This window comes from Bacillus sp. D386 (genome assembly GCF_006346415.1).
The window spans coordinates 179,891-202,323 of record NZ_VEMV01000003.1 but is presented as its reverse complement, the minus strand read 5'-3'; the positions used below and the strand labels follow the sequence as shown (position 1 = coordinate 202,323).

Below are 22,433 nucleotides of genomic sequence, written 5' to 3'. Positions count from 1 at the left end.
ATCGGTCATGCATATCCATAAATTTGAAAAGATATGGCTTATATTAGGGGTAACAGCACTTTTTGTATTTTTAACTGTATTAGGGGTCAGTGCATTTTATGATGGAAACCAACCGGCAAGCTGTCTGGTGACGATCGATCCGGAAAAAGTAACAGAAACTAAACCTTTTGATAAACCGGGTTTACATAAAGTTGAAGGGAAAGAATGGGATTACGAATTAGTATTCGTTGTTTCCGCGTTTAAATTTGACCCAGGTGAAGTTCAAATTCCTAAAGGTGCAACTGTAAAATTCATGGCTACCTCAACGGATGTTGTTCATGGATTTGAAGTGGCAGGAACGAATGTCAATATGATGATTGAGCCTGGCTATGTGAATGAATATACAAAGACATTCGATAAAACCGGTGAATATTTAATTTTATGTAATGAATATTGTGGTACGGGTCATGCCATGATGACGTCTAAAATCGAGGTGGTTGACTAATGAATAGGAATCAAACTGATCTTAAAGTAAACAGAGCTGATGGTAAGCTCGCAATGGCCCACTTCTATGTGGCATTTATCGCACTGGCTCTTGGTGGATTCGCTGGCCTTTTACAGGTTCTTGTCCGCTCAGGAAAATACACCCTGCCCGCCGGGATTACATATTATCAAGTTCTTACTGTTCACGGTGTTTTACTAGGACTTATACTGACTACATTTTTTATAATGGGCTTTCAATTTGCAGCAATCAGCAAAACAAGCGGAACACTATCTAAAAAGGCAAGAACGGTTGGTTGGATTGGTTTCTGGATGATGACCATCGGTACAGCTATGTCAGCTACAATGATTCTACTTAATGAAGCATCCGTTCTTTATACTTTTTACGCACCATTACAGGCTCATCCAATTTTTTATTTCGGGCTGGTATTTGTTGTAGTGGGAAGCTGGCTGGACGGCGGAGCTATGGTTGCAGCTTATATTAACTGGAGAAAACAAAATAAGGGTAAAGTTGGACCTTTATTATCATTCATGGTCATTATCAATAATGTATTATGGTTTACAGCTACCCTTGGTGTCGCGGCTACTGTGTTGGTACAGATTATTCCATGGTCACTTGGATGGGTTGATTCTATTAATGTTCTTATTAGCCGTACGTTATTCTGGTATTTTGGACATCCGCTCGTATATTTCTGGTTATTACCGGCTTATATGGTTTGGTATGTCGTCATTCCGAAAGTAATTGGCGGAAAAATATTCTCTGATTCATTAGCGAGATTATCGTTTATTTTATTCTTACTGTTTTCTGTACCTGTTGGCTTCCACCATCAATTAACGGAGCCTGGGATTGATCCTGCATGGAAATTTTTACAGGTTATTTTAACCTTCCTGGTCATCATTCCATCCTTAATGACAGCTTTCTCCATGTTCGCCACTTTTGAAAGTGCGGGGCGTGCAAAAGGCTATAAAGGAATCTTTGGATGGTTTAAAGCCCTTCCTTGGGGTGATGCGCGCTTTACGGTTCCTTTTATCGGAATGGTTGCTTTTATCCCTGCTGGTGCAGGAGGAATTGTCAATGCTTCCAACCAATTGAACCAGGTTGTACATAATACGATTTGGGTAACAGGACATTTCCACTTAACACTTGCTACCTCTGTTGTCTTAACTTACTTTGGTGCCATGTATTGGTTGGTTCCACATTTAACCGGCCGTAAGCTTACTAAAAAGATGAATAAATTAGCGATCATCCAAGCAATGACATGGGCAGTTGGAATGACCTTTATGTCAGGCGCCATGCATTTTGCAGGTCTGCTGGGTGCACCAAGAAGATCATCCTACTCCACATATGGCGGTTCCGCTCAGGCAGCTGAATGGATTCCATATCAAATCGCTCAGGCCGTGGGAGGCTCCATCCTCTTCATTGGTATCATTTTGATTTTGGTTATCTTCGTTAATCTAGCTTTCTTTGCACCAAAAGGTGATGAAGAGTTTCCGATTGGTGAAGTATCAGAAAAGGCTGAAAAAACACCTTTCATACTTGAAAATTGGAAGCTATGGATTGGTATTACAGCAGTGTTAATCATTCTCGCCTATACCCTGCCATTTGTAGACATGATCCAAAATGCCCCACCTGGGTCAAAAGGATATAAGCTCTGGTAAAAATGACATAACAAAACCAATAGGCAGATGTGGAAGACAACTATGTTTTCCGCATCTGTTATTTTAATTATTTTGATATTTGAGAGTTTATTTGTTTATAAAAATGTATTTTCATATATTGGTGAACGCTTTAAAGTAACAATCATACTATTTAATCTAAGTAAAAACTGATTAGTTAACCATTATTGAGCGAAAATGAATTATATGAGCGAATTCCATAATATATGTGCGATTTTTAACTTAAATGAGCGAATTCTTAAATATATGAGCGTTCTCAGAATTAATTGCGCGAATGGGAGAATTATTGAGCAGTTCTGAGCCTAATTGAGCTTTAAAAATAGCCTTTGAGCGATTTATTTAAGGATTGAGCTAAACTAATTCATCCGTTCCAACCGTCATAATCAGCCTCTTTCTTCCCCTGTCATCCATTCTCCACAGCAAGTGAACAAGCCAAAACCTTTCCTCAGCAATAAATAAAGGCGCCGTCAAGCATCTAAACTTCTACTTAACGAACACCTTTTTATTGTTTATAAATCATACAGTGCAGTATATTTTTCTTTTAAATACGTTATCAAATACTGTGGATTTAATCCTTCTCCCGTAGCATCCTTTATAATCTCTAAAGGCAATTTCAACTTTCCATACTGATGGACATGCTTCGTTAACCATCCAGTAATTTTGTTATAGTCTCCATTTTCAATAGTTTCATCGAAGTTCGGAATATCCTTCAGCATTGCAGCTTTGAATTGAGCTGCATACATATATCCGAGTGCATAGGATGGGAAATACCCAAACATGCCACCTGCCCAATGGACATCCTGTAAAACTCCTTCACCATCATTTTCAGGCCGGATTCCCAAGTACTCTTCATACTTATCATTCCAATGCTTCGGCAAATCAGCTACTTTTAGATCACCATTAAACAATCCCTTTTCTAATTCATACCGAATCATAATATGCAAAGGATACGTGAGTTCGTCAGCCTCAATCCGAATTAAGGAAGGCTTTGATTCATTAATAGCCTTATAGAACGTATCGAGGTCAATATTATCAAATTGTTCAGGCGAGACAGCTTTTAATTTATCAAAATTATGTTTCCAGTAGCTAAGATTACGGCTGATAAAGTTTTCAAAGAATAAGGACTGAGATTCATGGATACCCATTGATGTACCGGTACATAAAGGTGTTCCTTCTAATTCTTTATTAATATTTTGTTCATATACGGCATGTCCGCATTCGTGTATGGTACCAAATAGAGCAACACGGAAATCTTCCTCAACATATTTCGTTGTAATCCTCACATCATTTGCGTTTAAAGCTGTAGCAAACGGATGGACTGTATTATCCAGACGTCCCGCTTCCAGGTCATAACCTAATTCCTGAATCAATTCCATACATAATTTTTTCTGTGCATCTTCACTAAATGACTTATATATAAAGTTCGTTTCTAGATTCTTATTCGATTCACCAATCTTTTTCACAAGCGGTACAATTTCTTCTCTTAGCCTGGCAAATACATCATCCAATATCTCAACTGTCATACCCTGTTCATACAAATCGAGTAATCCATCATAAGGATGATCAGCTTTTCCCCAATAGGATAAAAAGTTCTTATTCACATCAATTAATTGTTCCAAATATGGCATAAACAACGAAAAATCAGATGTTTCTTTTGCCGTTTCCCATATACTTTCAGCCTTGGACTGTAGTTCAACATACTCCTTATACTCATTTGCGGGGATTTTACTCATCTTCTCGTATTCTTTTTTACATTCCTCAACAATGGCAATTGTATTTGAATCCAACTGCTCCTTCAGTTCAGGCTTTGATAACTCTTCTATGTATCGTTCCATTTTAGTTCCGGTTGCCATTTCAAAATGTTCTTTCGATAAGATGGATAGCACTTGACTTCTCTTATCAATCGTTTTCTTTGGAGCCCCAGTGCGCATGTCCCACCCAATCAGTGCAGATGCTTCTCTGAATGCATCCATGGTATGTATATAGTCTAAAAACTCTTTTTCTAATAGGTTTGTCATATAGATCCCCCTTCTCCTTAAAGTATACTGAATATTTTACCATATTAAGTATACTAGGTAGATAGTTTTATATACGAATATGCGTACTTTTCCTACCAGTTCTGAAAAAGTCTAATTACCTAGTATTCCACCATTTCAAATTAAATAAAAAATGCCAACCCTTGGGGTTAGCGTTTACTTTTATTGCTGATTGTCTTCAAATTCCCTTTGTGTTTTTTCCGCGGCATCTTACCCCAATATTGAAAATAAATCTGTACAAATAAAATCCTTGAATACCTTTCGTTTTTTCGTGGCGTGTTTGATAACACATGAATTTCTTGATCACTTACGAGTACTATTTCAGATATTTTTACCTGATTACTTTTTCGCATATAAAAACCATAAACAGGCTGGATAAAAAATTAATTAGGACAGATAAAGCTATAGAAATATGGTATACACAAAATAAATCCCTTTAAGGGTGCTTATTTCTGCCCTCAAGACTAACTTATTTCCTTTGCCTCCTTTATTTTATGAAGTCACTAATTGCGTCTCTAAGGCTTTGTATTACAAGGCAAGAAGTAAGTCCTCATATCTGGGCTTTTCTTTTTCCAAGAAGTAAACGAAACTAAAAAATGTAAATCAAACAAGCAATGATGATTAATACTACAGCGATAGTCCAAAGCATTAGAATCAACTCCTTTCAAATAGAAGAGAAGTAGTGACTATGATTATTTGTATAGCAAGACGCCGCAAAATAGACCAATTAGGCATGTACCAATTATATTTTTGACCACATAAAATAATCAGCTCCTACACAAAAAAGATGAGAAAGACAAAAAAAAGACGACTCTATAAGAATCGTCAATCTATAATGTGGTAAACGTAAAATCAGGTTATTTAATATCTCTGGAAATGACGTCATATCAACCTTTTCTCGGCGGTCTCTTTCCCCAATACTGATAGTAATCCGTACGGATAAAACCATTAAACAGCTTTCGTTTTTTAGTGGCCGGTTTGCCATAAAACTGCTCAAAGTTTTCATCAGAAGTCAGCATATAAACAGACCAAGTTTCAAATGGACGGAGTGCTTCCCCCATCTCTTTATACATTTTCTCAACGGAAGGACGGTCGCTGAGGCGTTCACCATATGGAGGATTCCCAACAATTACGCCATATTCCTTGGTCGTTGTAAAATCACGGACCTGCATTTGTTTAAAGTTAATTAAATCCCCAAGTCCTGCTTCCATAGCATTTTCTTTTGCGATTTCAATCATCTTATGGTCAATATCAAACCCCGAAATGTCTAATTCCTGATCATAATTGGCCAGTTCTTCTGCTTCCTCTCTGACTTTATCCCAAATAGATGAATCAATAATAGGCCAGTCTTCGGAAATAAAATCACGATTAAATCCAGGCGCAATATTTTGGCCGATTAACGCAGCTTCTATCGCAATCGTACCCGATCCGCAGAATGGATCAACAAATGGACGGTCCGGAGTCCAATTCGTCAGCTTCACTAATGCTGCTGCAAGGGTTTCTTTTAATGGCGCTTCACCCTGCCCTGTTCTGTATCCACGTTTATGAAGGGCCTGAGGGCCGGTTGTATCAATCGTTAATGTGGCTTTATCTTTTAAAAGCGATACTTCTACACGATATAATGGTCCATTTTCATCTAACCATCCATCTTTTTTATATGCTTTTTTCAAGCGGTCCACTATGGCCTTCTTCGCAATCGCCTGGCAATCTGGAACACTGAATAATTTAGATTTGACCGATTTACCTGATACAGGAAATTCAGCCGTGACATCCAAATAATTCTCCCAAGGAAGTTTTTTTGTACCTTCAAATAATTCATCAAATGTATAGGCCTTAAATTCGCCTACAAGAATTTTCACCCGGTCTGCTGTTCTAAGCCACATATTGGCTCTGGCAATGGCAAGCTCGTCTCCCTGAAACAGTACTCGTCCATTCTCGACTGTACATTCATACCCAAGGTCACGTACTTCCTGTGCGACAATCGCCTCAAGACCCATTGCTGCTGTAGCTATTAATGTAATCTTCATTGTTTCACCCTATCTAATCATATTACTTTTCCATTAAATTAAGTCGTTCGCGTCTTTTATCATACAACTCATACATTTTGAATGCAAACCAAATCAGCATTTCTCGTCTATATTACCGCATTAAATTGTGGTTGGTTTCATCCATAGCTTCGAAAAATCTGCATAGCCAAAATTCTTAATGCTAATATTCATAATATCATCTGAAAACAGTACACTTCGTTTGGAATAGTATAACGGCAATATTAAAGCAGATTTCATTAATCTTCGTTCCATTTGTTCATGAAGCTCACTCCACTTTTCAAAAGGAGTATTAGCATACTGGTTTAATATCTCGAATCGCTCTCCTTTATCTCCTAGGACTTGGGCAAGCGGAGAGGAACTCAACAATAAAAAATGAAAAAAAGATAAGCTATGATTCATTTCAAATACTTCTCCATGGATAAAAAAATCTGTACCATGATCTGTATATCCATTTTGCAGACTTTCTTCAAACGTGATCTCTTTTAATTTAACAGGAATACCTGCGGTTTCCAAAATCCCCTTTAACCAAAAGATAAGCTTTTCTGTATATGGAGTAGTCTGTAGAACAAGTGGTTTGGATACCTCTATAAATGGAACTTGATCCACTATGTATGGGTCAGATGGAGAGCGCAAAATACCACTTTGATTCGGTATAATTTTTGGATCCAATTGATTAATTTCATTTCTCCTTGCACTGATAACATATTGGATATAATCTCTTACTTCCTGCTTATTTATATCTGAATTGCGGTACGCATTCATAATCACAATACCAAACCCTGAATCACTCTCAACCTTATATGTTTCGATATCATCCTCTTTTACAGAGGATCGATAAATAGTCTCAAACCCCATCGGCATCTGAACAAATTCTATACAATCGAGCAGAGCTCTTTCCTTGTAATAGTCTTCAAACGCACGAAGAATTGTTTTTGTTTCATCATTTTTTTCCAGATAAAAGCTGCCCGTTCCAATTAATTTTCCATTGTTTACTTTATATATACTTGAGTTTATGGTGCTTAAGAGATGCAATATATAGCTGCACTTTTGTTTCAAGTTAATTTCTACCACATACTGTGCGGGGGAATGAATTCTTTGGACAATAAACCATATATCCCTGTGAATTGGATGATCACGCAAAGATTCCAAGCACCTTACAACATCATCTGCTGAAAGGTAGGAACCATCATGAAATTTGACTCCTTTTCTTATGTAAAGTCTTAACAAGCGATTCGAGCTTTCCCAGCTATGAGCAAGCTCAGGCCATATTTCATTATCTTCAGTCAGGTAAATCAAGCGATTGTAAATATTAGAAACTAAGTTAGCGCTATGTATATCGAGAGCTTCAAGAGGATGAAAGGACAAAAATGGATCCTTTCTAGGAATGATGAGTTTATCCTTTCCCTCATCATTAAATCCAAGCTTAGTTTGAAAGAGTCTCATCAGACGTAGTTTGCATTCAGAGGACCAATGCAGAGTTAGCCATTTTGCACTTTTTTCAATTGATTCATGATTGATTATATATTCCATTTCTTTTTCATATATGGATTCCACATTTTTGACCCACTCTATCTTAGTTGAATGTCCCCGTCCTTTTCCTGGCTGCAATCTAAACCACCCCTCCTCATGCCATCTTTGCATATATCTGGAGGTTTGCTTTGGACTAAGTTCGAGTATATCCGCTATCTCTGCCTGTCTTACATATCCCGTTTGAATATGCTGCCAAAGAGTCAGTAGTTTAGGTTCCATCATCTACCCCTTTTCACCATAAAAGTAGACATTTATCAATTAATTGTCTATTTTCAGAAGCATCAGTCTAGTTTAATATAATCGATACAAAGGGGGTAAAACAATATGAAATTGAAGAATTTGCCACAAAATATTAAAGTACGGTTAGGCACATCTTTTTTTAACAGAATGGCATCAAGCTCTGTGATGCCATTTATGGCTTTGTATTTTGCTCATGAATTGAACAAAATCTGGGCAGGTGTCTTCTTGATTTTTACCGTCCTTATTACATTCGTTGCTAACCTGCTGGGAGGATATCTATCAGACCGTTTCAAAAGGAAGAAAATTTTATTAATGACTTCCTCTACAAGTGCCTTCATGTTTTTGATGATGACTTTGACCTTAATCCCTGAGAATGACTGGGTTTGGCTATTTGCAATTTGCTATGTTGGATATATGATTTCAAGTAGTCTTGGAAGGCCAAGCATGAGTGCAATTATTATGGATTCTACTACAAAAGAGACAAGAAAATTTGTTTATGCTCTTGATTATTGGCTCATTAATTTATCCATGGCCATTGGGGCAGCAATGGGAGGACTTTTATACAGTAATCATCAACTTGAATTATTTATCATCTTAACGTGTACATCCACCTTCATTGCCATTGCTTATAAAATTTGGCTGATTGAAGGTACGGTCCGTCAGTTAAAGCAATCACATAAAAACTTTCTGATTGATTTACTTCATAACTATAAAATTGCCCTTCAGGATACTCGCTTTGTAAAACTCGTACTTGGATTCATGTTTATCCTTTCCGCTGAATTCTCACTAAATAGTTATATTGGGGTTCGATTATCAGAATCCTTTGAAGTCATTAACGTATTCGGATACCAAATTGGCGGTGTCCAAATGTTAAGTTTGATGAATATAGAAAATATGTTATTAGTCGTCCTTTTAACGTTTATTGTTTCCAATATTACGAATCGTTTTTCAAATAAACGTGTGTTAATCATTGGCCTGCTTATTTATGGTGTAGGGTATACATTTGTTACATCAGCCAATAGCTGGTATATGCTCTTATTATTTGGGTTTATTGCCACGATTGGCGAATTGATGTATTCACCTGTTTATAATACTGAACAGGCAAATATGATTCCTGAGGATAAAAGAGGTTCTTATTCTGCTTTTAGTAATATATCCTATAATGGCGCCGACTTAATTGCAAGATCAACCATCATAATAGGCGCTTTTGCCGCTCCGATGATGATGTCCGTTTATATCGGCCTGGTTATTGCGGTCGGAACTTCTCTTGTATATTTCAGCCTTTTTTATAAAGAAAAATATCAAAGAAACATCCAGACAAATACATAGTAATAATTTGAGTCAAGCTTTACCTGAAGCATAATGATTGTCATAAAGTACCGCATTAAAACAGGCTGCCGATCTAATCGGCAGCCTTTCATTCTTCCCTTAGTGGAAGTAGTTTTATTCAGGTAATACATTTCCAAGATAACGTCCTGTAAGCCATGTTCTGTTCCTTCGTACTGCAATCGACTGGAATGTCTCGTACTCCGGTGGTAATCATCTATCTTCAGACTCCTACGAGTCTGCCCTTTCCCCTCGTTCATTTCCTTGGGAAAGGCGCCCCTACCAAATTTGGGTTTCTCGCTCGCGGGGTTTACCTCGTTCCACCCTTTTTGTTTCCAAAAAGGCTCCGTCACTGTGGCACTTTTATAGGTACCGGTGCCATATTCTAAAAGAACTTAGGCACTTTCCCAGCCGTCAGCCTAAAACAGACTGCCCTAGCTTATTGGGCTAGGCACGAACACTACAGGCATCTCAGCCTGTGCGAGCATGGACTTTCCTCTACAATTTGCATTGCAGCGATTACCCAGACGTTATCACATGCAAAATTCATTATACCCTCATTTCAACTATAAAACAACTGTTATCATTTGGAAGATATTTTATTCGTAAAGCTTACTTCCAAACACATGCTTTTCTAAGTTGGATAAGCGTTTTAAAATATCGAAATTGGTGGTACCTGTTGCTTGCTGAACTGGTTGTACAGTTCTTTTCGGCTGTTCTTCCAATTGTTTTTTCAGCTTCATATTCTCTTGCTGAAGTGTTTCAATTTCCTGATGAAAAACCTCATAATCCTTTATAACTAGATCCAGAAATTGATCAACATCTTCTTGTTTGTATCCTCTGACACCCGTTTTAAATTCTTTCTCTAAGATATCCTTTGCGGTCAACTTTGTTTTATCTGAGAGCATTTTATTCACCTCAAATTCATACGACTAATATATAATATTTTTTCAAAAAAAGTGCTGTTTGTCAATTTCCTCTTAATAATCTTCCCATTGTGCCTCATCAATTAAACTTTGCAGGTCCCAAAATGTTATTTGATTAATAGGATAATCCTGTTTATTTTGTTTCTTTTTACCTTCAAACCAGCTATATTTAGGGCTTCCGTCCTTTTCATCATCGTACAATATTAACATTTCATCGCTTTTATCGACAATAAATTGGTTCTTTAGCTTTAACTGCCACGGTCCTTCATACGGTTTCTTTGAAATAGCCTCAACATAGTCTGCCTGAAGGAGTACCTCTTCATACAGCTCTTTAACCGGTTCTTTCCAATTATCTTCCTGATTTAAATAGGGCAGTAAAACACCTAGCTTAAGATCTGGATACTCTTCCTGCAAGTCAAAAATCACCTGTGCAGCCCATAGTTCTACTCCGGGTTGCCCTGAAATGATTACCCATTCCATACCTTCCTCGAGAAGAGTTAACAAGCGACTCAGCAGTGCTTTTTTTATGTATTTGATACCCTCGTGATTTTGATCAAAAATACCAAGCTCGTGGGCCTTATATCCTGTTACGAATACGACTTTTCCCATATAAGTTCACATCCATTTATACATTATACATTAAATCATAAAAAGAAGAGGCTTTACGCCTCTTACTTTTAGCAGCAAAATCCACTGCCACTGCCACTTCCAAATCCACTTCCACTTCCACTTCCAAATCCACTTCCTAGTCCGCTACCACTTCCTGAGCAACCAGGTCGCGGTGGAGTTGGTGTACCAAATTGATTAGATTGATTATGAACACTATTGGCACTTTGGAAAGAATGTGGGAAATGATGTTGATGTTGATACACATGCTTATTTACTTCAAGAGTTTGAACAGGATGCACATGCGGAACTATATGTGTATAGCAATTTTCCTTAACAAATTGAATCGGCTGGTGGCAAACCGGTGGGCACACCTGCACTTTGTTACACCCTGGTACTTGAATAGGACCACAATGATGTTGATGACGACGACCGAACATACGCGTCTCTCCTTTCATTATCTATATAGCTTACATAAATAGACTATGAAAAGATGGATAAGACTGTACTAAGGCAATTACCTATTTTCCGTTTATAAAAAAATGTTTCAGCATCAGAACTGCTACATTATAATTAAATAGAATTAAAAATTACCATCGATAATCCAATAACAACAAAGAATAAATAAAAGACAACCTTATACATCCGATTTATGTTCACTTCCTTCTGCAAATTATCAAAGGTGTATAACATTAATTTACATGGGATGGACAAACATAACAACCATTATTTAGTTTTCTTTTATTCCAATTTCTTCTTTATCTAATTTACGCTCCAGTCGACAAATGCGGTGAAGAGTTGATTTTTCATGAATACCATGCTTATGAAAGGAATATTCCCTTATTTTCACCAAAGCTTTATTTGTATACTCCAGAGCTTTAGCATAATCCTTTTTCTTATGCTCAAAATATTTTGCAAGCTCAATCAGGGAACAGCAAACAATTACTGGTGTCTGTGCATCGCACGCCTCTTCCCAAAGCTTTACTGCTGCTTCATCATTTTTATTCTTTTTATGTTCGTTTGCCAAATGAAATAGTACATTCAATCGTTCTTCATCATGCTTGGATTCAGAAATTCCTTTTTCAAAGGAACCAATAGCACGCTCTCGATCCTTTAAATAAGAAAACCACCTAGCCAGTTCAAATGAATCCTCATGCTCCAATGCATCATCATTTAATAATAGGGCGGATTGATGAATGTATAAGGTGATTAAAGATAAAACGTCCCATTCATTATGTTTCATAATTTTAAAAATAGCTTCCGGATTCTTCCTATCAATATAATCAAAATAAATGATAGGGGCAAGGTATCCCGGCACATCATCCTTCCTCTCGAAACCAAGTACCTCTTTTTCAACAACTGATAGCTTTACGCGATCCAATTTGTTTTTCCACAGTCTTCTAGAAGCATGATATAAATCGAAATGACCGAAATTAGGTAATTTCGGCAAGTGCTGACGCAAAAGAGTATGCTGCGTAACTACTTGCGGCCAGTCAAATGCCTTTCCATTATAGGTGACCAACGTCTCATAATTCACTTTTTCTAAAAAGGTCTTATAAAACGGAATTTCAAACCCTGGTCTAGGGAGAAAATGTTGTCTGACCTTGATATTCTCATCCTCCAAAAAAGCATATCCAAGCAAAAAGATGGAAGTTCCTGCACCACCACCCAAACCGGTTGTTTCTGTATCGAAGAAAAACATTTGATTTGCTTCAAATCCTTTGGCAGAAAGAGGGTGCTTTAGATCGCTCTCATTCCAAATCTTCACAATTTGTGGAAGCATATCAAATGTATACTTTCCATGCTGATAATCAAGTGGATAGCTGACCTCCCTGATTAGGCAATATTCATTCTCGTAAATAACAGGAAAGGCCCCGAATTCGCTCCATTGCTCAAAGAAAGGGATGTCAACATTTTTAATAGGTGTATCGGGTTCAGGTTCAGAGCATACTTCCATACGTTTTTTTGAGCCTTCTCCAACATTTGTATTCAAATGCTTTTTCATCCGGTTTAGTTTATTTTTAATGGACATGTAATTTGTCACCGGCCATTCGGTTTCCAAGAATGGATAACACTTTAATGGAATCCTCCTTTAAAGACGAGCCAGTGCCTTCCATTCCAACACAGGATGGGCAGCCATTTTCACATGGACAGACTCTAATTGCCTGAATCGTCTCTTGAATAATTTGTTCACTGTTTTCGTACATATGCTTGCTTAAACCAATTCCTCCCGGATAATGATCGTAAATAAAGATGGTTGGAAGCTCATTATGCGTTGCCTTAACTTGGGGGTAAACATGAATATCCCCTGGATCACACAGCACATAGACTGGAATGATGCCTCGCAGAGCGTGAGCAGCACCCATCAGCCCCTCCTCGAGCCTCTCTTCCTTCCAATCGACACTCCCTTCCATAAGAGAGAGCATACATGCATTCGTATGAATTTCTTCTTCTGGTAAGTGAATTGGTCCCGATCCAATATTTTCATGTGAGTCAAATCTGATTTTCTTGAAAATCGTTGCCATTGCTCGAACGGAAACATCTCCAAATGTAGTTTCACTTTTCGGATTAACGTTTGTTCGGTCAATTTCCAGCACATCTACCTGAACTGCAAGATTTGCATCCGTATAGTAATCCACATTGACCTCGCGTACATATGCCTTCTTTTCTTCCCAATCCAAATACTCTACCTGATATTGGATTCCTTGATGTAAGTATATGGCTTCATCATGTAGAAGAGTCATAGCTGAGAATCGGTCCGTTTCTCCGATAACCTGCACTTTTGGATTAGTTCGGTCTATAATGACCACATTCTCCTGCGAAGCAGATCTAAGACTGATTTCATGTGCTGGGAAAGCATCATTCATCCAATGCCATGTATCTTTATTTTTGTGCAATACATGCTCCTCTGCCAAATATTCCAGAATTTCTGTAACCTCTGCAGCGCCAAATTCCTCCCCTTCTTTAAACGGGATTTCAAAAGCTGCACATTTTAGATGATCAACAAGGATTACCAGATTATCAGGATTAATTCTCGCTGTTTCCGGACTTTTATTAAAGAAGTAATCAGGATGTTGGATGACAAATTGATCTAATGGACTGGAGCTCGCAACCATGATAATCAACGCCTCGCCGTGACGCCTTCCTGCCCTGCCTGCTTGCTGCCAGGCACTGGCTATCGAGCCTGGGTACCCCGTCATAATGCATGCCTGGAGCTGTCCTATATCCACGCCCAGTTCAAGTGCATTCGTGCTGACAACCCCATAGATTGATCCATCTCGCAATCCCTTTTCAATTTGCCTCCTTTGTGTCGGCAAATATCCCCCGCGATAACCCGTAATCGCCTTCGGTCCCAATTGTTTCGAAATTAATTCCTGTAAGTACGTAACCAATATTTCAACACGGACACGGCTGCGCGCAAAAACAATTGTTTGGATTTTATTCCTTAAAAGAGTGCTAGCTATCTTTCTGACCTCTAATATGGAGCTTCTGCGGATATTAAAAGGTTTATTGACGATTGGCGGATTATAAAACACAAAATGCTTTTTGCCTGCTGGTGCACCATTCCGCTCAATTAAGATCATTTTAGATTCCGTTAATTGTTCTGCAAGTTCCTTCGGATTGGCAATCGTTGCAGACGTACAAATAAAAATCGGATCACTTCCGTAAAAACGGCAAATTCGCTTTAACCTTCTGATCACATTAGCCGTATGACTTCCAAATACTCCCTTGTACGTATGAAGCTCGTCAATAACAATATACTTCAGATTTTCAAATAAACTGACCCATTTCGTATGATGGGGTAATATTCCGGAATGTAACATGTCCGGATTTGTCATTACGATATGGCCTGCTTTGCGGATTTTTTGCCTGATACTAGTCGGTGTATCACCATCATACGTATAGCTGTTAATATCTGCATCTGCAGCATCAATCAGTTCCTCTAATTCAGATTTTTGATCATAGCTCAATGCTTTTGTCGGAAATAAATAAAGAGCTCTTGTATCTGCATTCTCAAGAATCGATTGGAGAATCGGTAAGTTATAACACAATGTTTTCCCTGAAGCAGTAGGAGTGACCGCCACAATATTCTTATTATTTCTTATATATTTATAAGCTTCGGCCTGGTGGCTGTATAGAGCTTCAATCCCTCTTTTTTCAAGGGCAGACTTTAACTTTTCATTTAATTCAGTTGGAAAGGGTGAATACGTAGCTTTTTTTTCATCGATGGTATGCCAAAAAGCAATATTGTCTTTGTATTGTTCATCCTGTGAAAATCATCTATGAACTCCACTAAATTTTTCTTCCCAAACATGATGCACACCTCATTTCTGTCATCATTGTACCGAATGAACGTTCCCTTGAAAAGGAAAAAGTCGCATCTTTTTCAAGATACGACCTTCCAATTATTGATTCACTTTTTCTATGAATGAGGTAATAGCCGTGGATACTTGCTCCGGGGTCTCAAATATTCCCATGTGCCCGGCTTTATCAATAACTATTTGTGTAATATGCTCTCCGCTCACAGTAAATACTTTCTCTATCGGTACAACCTCATCTCTTGCACCGGCTACGAGAAGAGCTGGGATATCGTTCCTTTGCAGCACATAATTCTTATCTTCACGATTTTTCATAGCCTTTAAAGCACCGATGATGCCTGTTGGTCTCGTTTCAACGCCAATATCATACAAAGTTTTCAGCATCTCTTGTTCGTTTTCCCTTGTTTCTTTTGACAGCAATTTAGGGATGAGATCCTTAACGAAAAAGGAAACTCCCTGTTCTTCTACTGTAGAGACACCTGCTGACCGTTTTTTCTTTGCTTCAGGGGAATCTGGTAATGCAGTGGAATGAATGAGTCCATATCCGCTGATAAGATCGGGATGGTGATCCACAAAGTCAAGGGTAATATATCCTCCCATTGAATGACCAAATAGATAAGCATCCTTTAAATCATGTTCAATAAAGAAATTATACAAATCCTCTGCCATATCATGAATATCGTATCCAATCTTTGTAGTATCTGTTTCGCCATGACCTCTTACATCAACAGCAATTACTCGGTAGAATTTCCTTAAATAAGGAATCACTTTTTCCCAGTAATCCTTGCTTCCGCAAAAACCATGCAGTAAGATAATAGGCTTTCCAGCGCCTTCTTCCTTAAAAGCTAATTTCACAAGATTATTCTCCATTTACTTCCACACCTTTTCATTTAATGATAATTAAATCTAAAGATCCGTCCCCGCATATTTTCTACGTTCAGGGTGGAGTCTTTTACATGTATGTATGATTCGATATTAAAAAGAGACAAGCTCAACTTCTAAAACTTTCTCTATATTTACCCATTCATTTTACCATTATCCCTCCTGTTATAACATTGCTTAAATATAAAGCAAAACCGCCATTATATAGCCAAATGACTATGATATCTTCGTTTACATCGTACTCCTTTATCACCCTAATTATTTAACAATTAAGAATAGCCTGCATATGCTAAAGATAGAATCATCAGAGGAGGAGAATATATGGCTCAAAACAAGAAGAATGGTGCATTTGAACCGCTCCGTAACTTCATTTCACAAATGGATGATTTGTTAACCGAGAACACAAGGAGCGGACTATTACAGTCTATGGATGATTTTTTCCAGAACCAAAAAATGTTTGCAAGCTTTCCCGTTGAATGGGAAGAAACAGAAACCCATTATATTATTCAAGCTCCTATCGCAGGTGTCGACAAAAATTACATTGAAATTGATATATCGGGTAGTAAATTAACAATATCATATGAAACTGTACGAAAAGTAAATAAAGGCGATCAAATCTATGCTACAGAAAAACAAAAGAAATCGAGAAGCTTTACATTCCATTACCCAATTGACGAAGAACAAATTGAGGCTAGCCACGAAAATGGCTTATTAACAGTCAAAGTCCCCAAATCAAAAAAGAAACGCATATCTATCCGATAAATAAAAAACTGCCGATCTATAACCGGCAGTTTTTTATGTGGTTACTTTAAATATAGAACCTACACCTTTTACTAAATTGGATACCTGATTCATTGAATTTAACATCATTCCCGCAGTATCAATCATTTTATTAAAATCGATACTGCCTTCCTGTGTTTTAAATTGATTAAGAACCGATGAAAAATTACTGCCCTGATTTTTTTGCATAAAGCTTTGTTTAGGATATGGATTAGTAATAGCTGTATTCATCTGCTGTAAAGGATAAAAATCTTCATCCTTAGAGTATAATGGGTTTTGAAATGGATTCACCTGTTCTTTTGGGTATTGATTCGGCATTTCCTGCTGCGGATAGCCGTAAAAATGTTGATCCTCCATCATACCGCCTGACATTGGCATACTTCCTGGATACTGCTCCATATAGTATGGATTAAAGGATGGCTGTTGATACATTTGGTTAGGATAGTAGGGTTGGTAAGCAAGGTTTCCTTCAAAAGGATTCAATTGTTGTTGCTGAATGCTCTCCGGCCCCCAACTACCCTGTGGTTGAACTTGAGGAGCCCCAGTTCCAGCCGGATAGATGTTTCGATATTCATATGGAGGCAAGCGGGATGCAGCCGGCATTCCATAATAAGGATTAAAATCACCATTACGCCTTCTAGCTTTCTTCTCAAGAAGTGGTTTAAGCATAACTCTCCCTCCGCTCTAACTATATACTTATACAGTATGCAGCATCTGGGATTGGGTGCTATACCGTTACTCCCCGTTCACTTCTTCCATCCGAATCTGTTCGAGTACAAACAAAGCTGCATTGCAATGTTTAATGAATCTCGACTTGCTTGACTCCGGAAAGTAACAATGGACAGAAACTTGTAAAACATTATTATGGGTATTCTTAATCTGCATGAGGGATAGATATTTAGGTCTTTTATCAGCTACCCATTGCTCAGCCTCAATAAGCCATTCATCTGCCAGCTGCTTAGTATGGTCGGCAAACGGCTTAATCACAGTGTGGAAATCTGCACGCTCTTCCGTTTCGCGTGCTTCTCTATAGATTTTTTCAGCATCTTTAACGATTTCTATCAAATCGATTGTCTTTTGATAAAAGTTATCTTTCATTTACATTACACCCTTGTTCTTTTTACCTAATCTAAACAGAATTTCCGAAAAAATGATACTATCTTGTATTTTACGTTAAATGAGCCAATTTCAATATAGACAGTTGTGTATCATGTTTGTAATCATCAATAAAATTATTCATTTTAATTTGAATATCTGCCATATCCATATCAATCTTCCTGGCTTCAGTTTTGATTGTATACGTGAACTCGGCTATTGTATCATTTACTTCATTATCTGTTTTTCTAATTATTTCTTCCTCAAGGGCTATTATTTCCTGCTCCAATTCCCTTAGCAATGTGATGATATTTTCTTTGGAACTCATGCACCTCACCCTTTCCTCATTCTTATACACTTAAGGTTTCGATTTAACTATTTCAATCCCTTCATTGACGACAAAACTAGAAGAGTATCGGCAAAGAAAACAGAGAGGGCGCACGTATATGCTTCCTTCGACAACTTGCATAAACTCTCTCAACATAGACAACCTAATGAATAGGAGGTGTAGTCATGAAGAAAAATACATCAGCTGCTCAAGAGAAAAAAAAGAAAAGCAATAACGCATCCAGCAAGCATACAGGCAATCCAAAACTAGATGGTCCAGATAAACCATCAACTTAAATCGTTAGCTACCACTTACTTAATAGCCGGAGGATTTTATATTCTCCGGCTTTTTATTATCCTCTTTCACTTATGTCGCTTAAAAGATGACCTCGGTAACATTCTTCTATCTAATCATATACTCTAACCCTTTTATCTAAAAAGTACCTTTGACGAATCCAGCCAATTTATTATAAACTTCGAAGTGCCTTAGTTTCGTTTACATTCTATCAATTTAGTATTTATTGAACGAGAAATACACGTTTTCTTATAATAAGATTACATAAATGAGTATCTGTACCAATTATTTAAACTTTCTTTGTAAGTAATAATGAATTTTACAATTTTGATGCTATTTTTGTTATGATAAGGATGGGCTTGGAGGGATACTATGTCTATAAAATATCCTAATGGAAAACAATATAACCCGATTGTGAAAACAGGCAGCAAAGTACTGAAACAGAAAAAAGTGAATTATTCTAATCGGGGAATGACATTGGAGGATGACTTAAACGAAACAAATCTTTATTATATAGAGAATAACATCGCAATTGTTCACAAAAAGCCAACACCCGTTCAGATTGTTAATGTTTCTTATCCTAAGAGGAGCGCTGCAGTCATAAAAGAGGCCTATTTTAAGCAAGCCTCCACAACGGATTATAATGGTGTATATAAAGGTAGATACATTGACTTTGAAGCGAAGGAAACCAGACAAACAACCTCTTTCCCTTTAAAGAATTTTCATGAACACCAAATTGTCCATATGCGCAATATCATTAAACATGGTGGAATAGCCTTTATTATTATGCGCTTCAGTGTAACAGAGGAAATTTACTATTTACCGGCTGAGACACTAATCTATTATTGGGAAGAGATGCTATCTGGCGGTAGAAAATCTATACCAAAAAAGGATATCGAACATACAGGTGAAGTGATTCCGCTTGGGTTTTCACCAAGAATTGACTATATTAAGATAATTGACAAAAAATATGGTACCCAACTATTTTAAATGGTCCTTTATCCTGAAAGGAAGGTATGTAACACAATGTCAGATCAATACAAAACGAGGACAGAAAAAAGGAAATATGCAAATTCCAAAAGAAATAAAAAACAAAAGAAACAATCAAAATCATTATTAAAAAGAACCTTAATTGTTTTAGTTGCACTATTTATTATTGCAGGTATTTCAGTTGGAGGAGTTTTTGCATACTGGGCTGTCACAGCTCCTGAGATTGATGACAGCGCCCTGATTGATCCTATTTCTTCGAAAATCTATGATAAAAACGGAGATATATATACAGAAGTAGGCTCAGAAACAAGAGATTACGTCGATTATAAGGATGTTCCTAAATTGATGGAAAATGCCATCCTGGCAACTGAAGATGTGCGTTTTTATAAACATCATGGAATTGATATTATTCGCGTTGGCGGAGCTTTAATTGGAAACATAACAGGCGGCTTCGGCTCTCAGGGAGGTAGCACCATTACCCAGCAGGTAGTGAAAAACTCTTTCCTTAAATCAGAAAAAACGATTAAACGTAAAGTACAGGAAATGTACCTTGCTTTTCAACTTGAGCAAAAATATTCTAAAGAACAAATTTTTGAAATGTATGTTAACAAAGTATATATGTCATCCGGAGTCCATGGGTTTTCCACAGCATCCAAGCTGTACTTTGGCAAAGAATTGAATGAGCTTACCTTATCTGAAGCTGCCACGCTGGCAGGTATGCCGCAAAGCCCAAATAATTACAACCCGTTTACGTATCCGGAAAAAGCGGAAAAACGAAGAAACATCGTACTTAAACTAATGGAAAAAGCAGGTTTCATCACTGCGGAAGAGCGCGAAAAAGCGCAAGCCGAAAGTGTTGAAGATAGCTTAGTACCAGAAGAAAAACGCGAGAAAACAACAAACACAAAATATAATGCTATTGTTGATCAAGTCATCGATGAAGTGGAAGAAATCGGAGACTACAATATATACACAGATGGCCTTCAGGTATATACGTCCATCGATCCTGATGCACAGGAACTAATGGAGGAAATACTGAATAGCGATAAATATATCGACTACCCGAATGATAAATTCCAGGCTGGTACGGTCTTTATGGATACAAAGACCGGAGAAATCAACGCAATGGGCGGTGGAAGAAACCAAGAAGTAGCCCGTGGCTTTAACTATGCAACAGATTTAAAAACAAGGCAGCCGGGTTCAACCATTAAACCAATTCTTGATTACGGTCCAGCAATTGAATATTTGAAATGGTCGACTGCTCATATTATTAAAGATGAACCATATAAATATAGTTCCGGACAATCAATTGGTAGTGCAACGGGTACCTATAAAGGGAATGTAACGATTCGTGAGGCGCTTTATAAATCACTTAACGTCCCTGCAGTTAAAACACTCCAAGAGGTTGGTGAAGATCAAGCTGGTAAATTTGCAAAAAAATTAGGTGTTGACTTTGGGGAAATTTACGAAGCATCCGCAATCGGCGGTGTAGACAAAGCAGCATCCCCTCTACAAATGGCAGGTGCCTATGCTGCATTTGGTAACGAGGGTATCTATAATAAACCGCATGTCGTAAAAAAAGTAGTTCTAAGAGACAATGATACTGTTATTGAAACGGCACCGGAACCACAAGTTGCCATGAAGGATTATACAGCCTTTATGATTACAAACATTTTGCAGGATGTTGTGACTAAAGGTACAGGAACTGCAGCCAATATTCCAGGTCTTCACATTGCAGCAAAAACAGGAACAACAAACTACTCTGCAGAAGACCGGGCAAAATATAATATCAGTAAGAGCAGTTCACCGGATGCGTGGTTTATTGGATATACAACGAATTACACCATGTCTGTTTGGACGGGCTATGATCAACAATTAAAAAATCCGATGAGTAAGCAGGAAACAAAAATAGCCGCAAAAATCTTTAAAACAATGATGGGCAAAATGTCTGAGAATGTGACAACTGATAATTTCAAACAGCCAAGTTCGGTTGTCAAAGTTGCCCTTGAAAAAGGAACAAACGCTAAAGCAAGTGAATATACACCAAGTGATCAAATTGTATATGAGTACTTTGTAAAGGGACATGAACCTACTAAAACATCAGAAAAATATACAAAACCAAATGCGCCTTCTGGTCTCAACGCTGCTTTTGATGAAGCATCTAATCGAATAAACGTGAGCTGGAAATATGATTCTTCTAATGACGCAGAATTTAATGTTCAGGTTGTCGTGGATGGCGGAGACAGACAAACGTTAACCACTACAAAGGAAACTTCCTTTAGTCTCGATGCTCCAGAAGCCGGGAAAAAGTATACGTTCTATGTAACAGCTACTGTAGACGGCCAGGAGAGTGACTCAGCATCTACATCTGTTTCTATTCCTGAAGCTGCTCCAGAGGAGGAAGAACAGCCTGAAGAGCCGACTGAGGACAATACAGAGGATCCAAACCAACCTAACCCAGACAATGGCACAGGTAATGAAGAAGATCCGAATGAAGGTAACAATCCTGAAGAAGGTACTAATCCTGGTGAAGGCACCAACCCTGGCGAAGGCACCAACCCTGGCGAAGGCACCAACCCTGGCGAAGGAACTAACCCTGGTGAAGGAACTAACCCTGGTGAAGGCACCAATCCTGGCGAAGGTACTAACCCTGGTGAAGGCCAGCCAGAACCACAGGATGAGGATGGGCAAGAACAGCCTGCTGCGAGAAGTAATAGTACTTCCCAGCCTGACGAAACTTCCTATCTGATTCCACCTGCTATTCAAGAAATGCCTAGACATATACGTAAAATTGCCTAAACCGTAAACCAGAACATTTTGAAATGAAAAGTTTCAAATTCCTATAAACAATAACTAAAATGCACTTCATGGTTAGA

General features: G+C 37.9%; 17 protein-coding genes, 1 other RNA gene and 1 pseudogene. 6 read left to right on the top strand and 13 right to left on the bottom strand.

The window, feature by feature from the left end; all coding sequences use genetic code 11:
• Positions 1-7: 7 nt before the first annotated feature.
• Positions 8-484 carry a cytochrome c oxidase subunit II gene (locus FHY45_RS09820; protein ID WP_139891767.1) on the top strand — a complete coding sequence of 159 codons (477 nt, stop codon included), beginning with the start codon at positions 8-10 and terminating at the stop codon, positions 482-484.
• Positions 484-2,139 carry a b(o/a)3-type cytochrome-c oxidase subunit 1 gene (locus tag FHY45_RS09815; protein ID WP_139891766.1) on the top strand — a complete coding sequence of 552 codons (1,656 nt, stop codon included), beginning with the start codon at positions 484-486 and terminating at the stop codon, positions 2,137-2,139. Before FHY45_RS09820 ends, FHY45_RS09815 begins: the two co-directional genes overlap by 1 nt.
• Positions 2,140-2,666: 527 nt before the next feature.
• Here FHY45_RS09815 and FHY45_RS09810 read toward each other — a convergent pair.
• From FHY45_RS09810 to FHY45_RS09800, 3 genes are all read right to left on the bottom strand, one after another.
• Positions 2,667-4,175: a carboxypeptidase M32 gene (locus tag FHY45_RS09810; RefSeq protein WP_139891765.1), complete on the bottom strand. Its 1,509-nt coding sequence runs from the start codon at positions 4,173-4,175 to the stop codon at positions 2,667-2,669.
• Positions 4,176-5,080: 905 nt separating this feature from the next.
• Positions 5,081-6,220, bottom strand: a complete 1,140-nt coding sequence (locus tag FHY45_RS09805; protein WP_066107325.1) for a THUMP domain-containing class I SAM-dependent RNA methyltransferase — start codon at positions 6,218-6,220, stop codon at positions 5,081-5,083.
• Positions 6,221-6,340: 120 nt separating this feature from the next.
• Positions 6,341-7,990, bottom strand: coding sequence for an ABC transporter substrate-binding protein (locus tag FHY45_RS09800; protein ID WP_180349943.1), 1,650 nt, complete (start codon positions 7,988-7,990; stop codon positions 6,341-6,343).
• Between the two features lie 105 nt (positions 7,991-8,095).
• Here FHY45_RS09800 and FHY45_RS09795 point away from each other — a divergent pair, with 105 nt between their 5' ends.
• On the top strand, positions 8,096-9,340 hold the full coding sequence (locus tag FHY45_RS09795) for an MDR family MFS transporter (protein WP_139891763.1): 1,245 nt from the start codon (positions 8,096-8,098) through the stop codon (positions 9,338-9,340).
• 144 nt (positions 9,341-9,484) lie between these two features.
• Here FHY45_RS09795 and rnpB read toward each other — a convergent pair.
• The 7 genes and pseudogenes from rnpB to FHY45_RS09760 form a co-directional block, all read right to left on the bottom strand.
• Positions 9,485-9,868: RNase P RNA component class B (gene rnpB / locus FHY45_RS09790), an RNA gene on the bottom strand.
• Positions 9,869-9,936: 68 nt separating this feature from the next.
• Entirely contained in the window at positions 9,937-10,245 is a 309-nt protein-coding gene (gpsB, locus tag FHY45_RS09785) for a cell division regulator GpsB (RefSeq protein WP_139891762.1), read from the bottom strand.
• A gap of 72 nt (positions 10,246-10,317) precedes the next feature.
• Complete coding sequence (locus tag FHY45_RS09780; protein ID WP_139891761.1) at positions 10,318-10,872, bottom strand: SLOG family protein; 555 nt, start codon at positions 10,870-10,872, stop codon at positions 10,318-10,320.
• Between the two features lie 68 nt (positions 10,873-10,940).
• A complete protein-coding gene (locus FHY45_RS09775) occupies positions 10,941-11,309 on the bottom strand; it encodes a CotD family spore coat protein (protein ID WP_180349942.1) in 369 nt (122 codons plus the stop codon).
• 290 nt (positions 11,310-11,599) lie between these two features.
• Positions 11,600-12,901 (bottom strand): ribonuclease H-like domain-containing protein, encoded by a 1,302-nt coding sequence (locus FHY45_RS09770; protein ID WP_139891759.1) that lies wholly within the window; start codon positions 12,899-12,901, stop codon positions 11,600-11,602.
• Positions 12,891-15,184, bottom strand: a pseudogene (locus FHY45_RS09765) (DEAD/DEAH box helicase). Before FHY45_RS09765 ends, FHY45_RS09770 begins: the two are co-directional and overlap by 11 nt.
• A 91-nt stretch (positions 15,185-15,275) precedes the next feature.
• Positions 15,276-16,058: an alpha/beta fold hydrolase gene (locus FHY45_RS09760; RefSeq protein ID WP_066107345.1), complete on the bottom strand. Its 783-nt coding sequence runs from the start codon at positions 16,056-16,058 to the stop codon at positions 15,276-15,278.
• Positions 16,059-16,391: 333 nt separating this feature from the next.
• Between FHY45_RS09760 and FHY45_RS09755 the strand changes: the two genes are divergently transcribed.
• Positions 16,392-16,832, top strand: a complete 441-nt coding sequence (locus FHY45_RS09755) for an Hsp20/alpha crystallin family protein (RefSeq protein ID WP_066107346.1) — start codon at positions 16,392-16,394, stop codon at positions 16,830-16,832.
• Between the two features lie 33 nt (positions 16,833-16,865).
• Here FHY45_RS09755 and FHY45_RS20910 read toward each other — a convergent pair whose 3' ends face one another.
• The 3 genes from FHY45_RS20910 to FHY45_RS09740 all read right to left on the bottom strand — a co-directional run bounded on the left by FHY45_RS20910 (position 16,866) and on the right by FHY45_RS09740 (position 18,273).
• Positions 16,866-17,519, bottom strand: a complete 654-nt coding sequence (locus FHY45_RS20910) for a YppG family protein (RefSeq protein WP_225983585.1) — start codon at positions 17,517-17,519, stop codon at positions 16,866-16,868.
• Positions 17,520-17,585: 66 nt separating this feature from the next.
• Positions 17,586-17,948: a YppE family protein gene (locus FHY45_RS09745; RefSeq protein WP_066107351.1), complete on the bottom strand. Its 363-nt coding sequence runs from the start codon at positions 17,946-17,948 to the stop codon at positions 17,586-17,588.
• 70 nt (positions 17,949-18,018) lie between these two features.
• Positions 18,019-18,273: a hypothetical protein gene (locus FHY45_RS09740; RefSeq protein ID WP_066107354.1), complete on the bottom strand. Its 255-nt coding sequence runs from the start codon at positions 18,271-18,273 to the stop codon at positions 18,019-18,021.
• Between the two features lie 666 nt (positions 18,274-18,939).
• Between FHY45_RS09740 and recU the strand changes: the two genes are divergently transcribed.
• Both recU and FHY45_RS09730 read left to right on the top strand, forming a co-directional pair.
• Complete coding sequence (gene recU / locus FHY45_RS09735; RefSeq protein ID WP_139891757.1) at positions 18,940-19,557, top strand: Holliday junction resolvase RecU; 618 nt, start codon at positions 18,940-18,942, stop codon at positions 19,555-19,557.
• A gap of 36 nt (positions 19,558-19,593) precedes the next feature.
• Complete coding sequence (locus tag FHY45_RS09730; RefSeq protein WP_139891756.1) at positions 19,594-22,356, top strand: PBP1A family penicillin-binding protein; 2,763 nt, start codon at positions 19,594-19,596, stop codon at positions 22,354-22,356.
• The last annotated feature ends 77 nt before the right edge of the window (positions 22,357-22,433 follow it).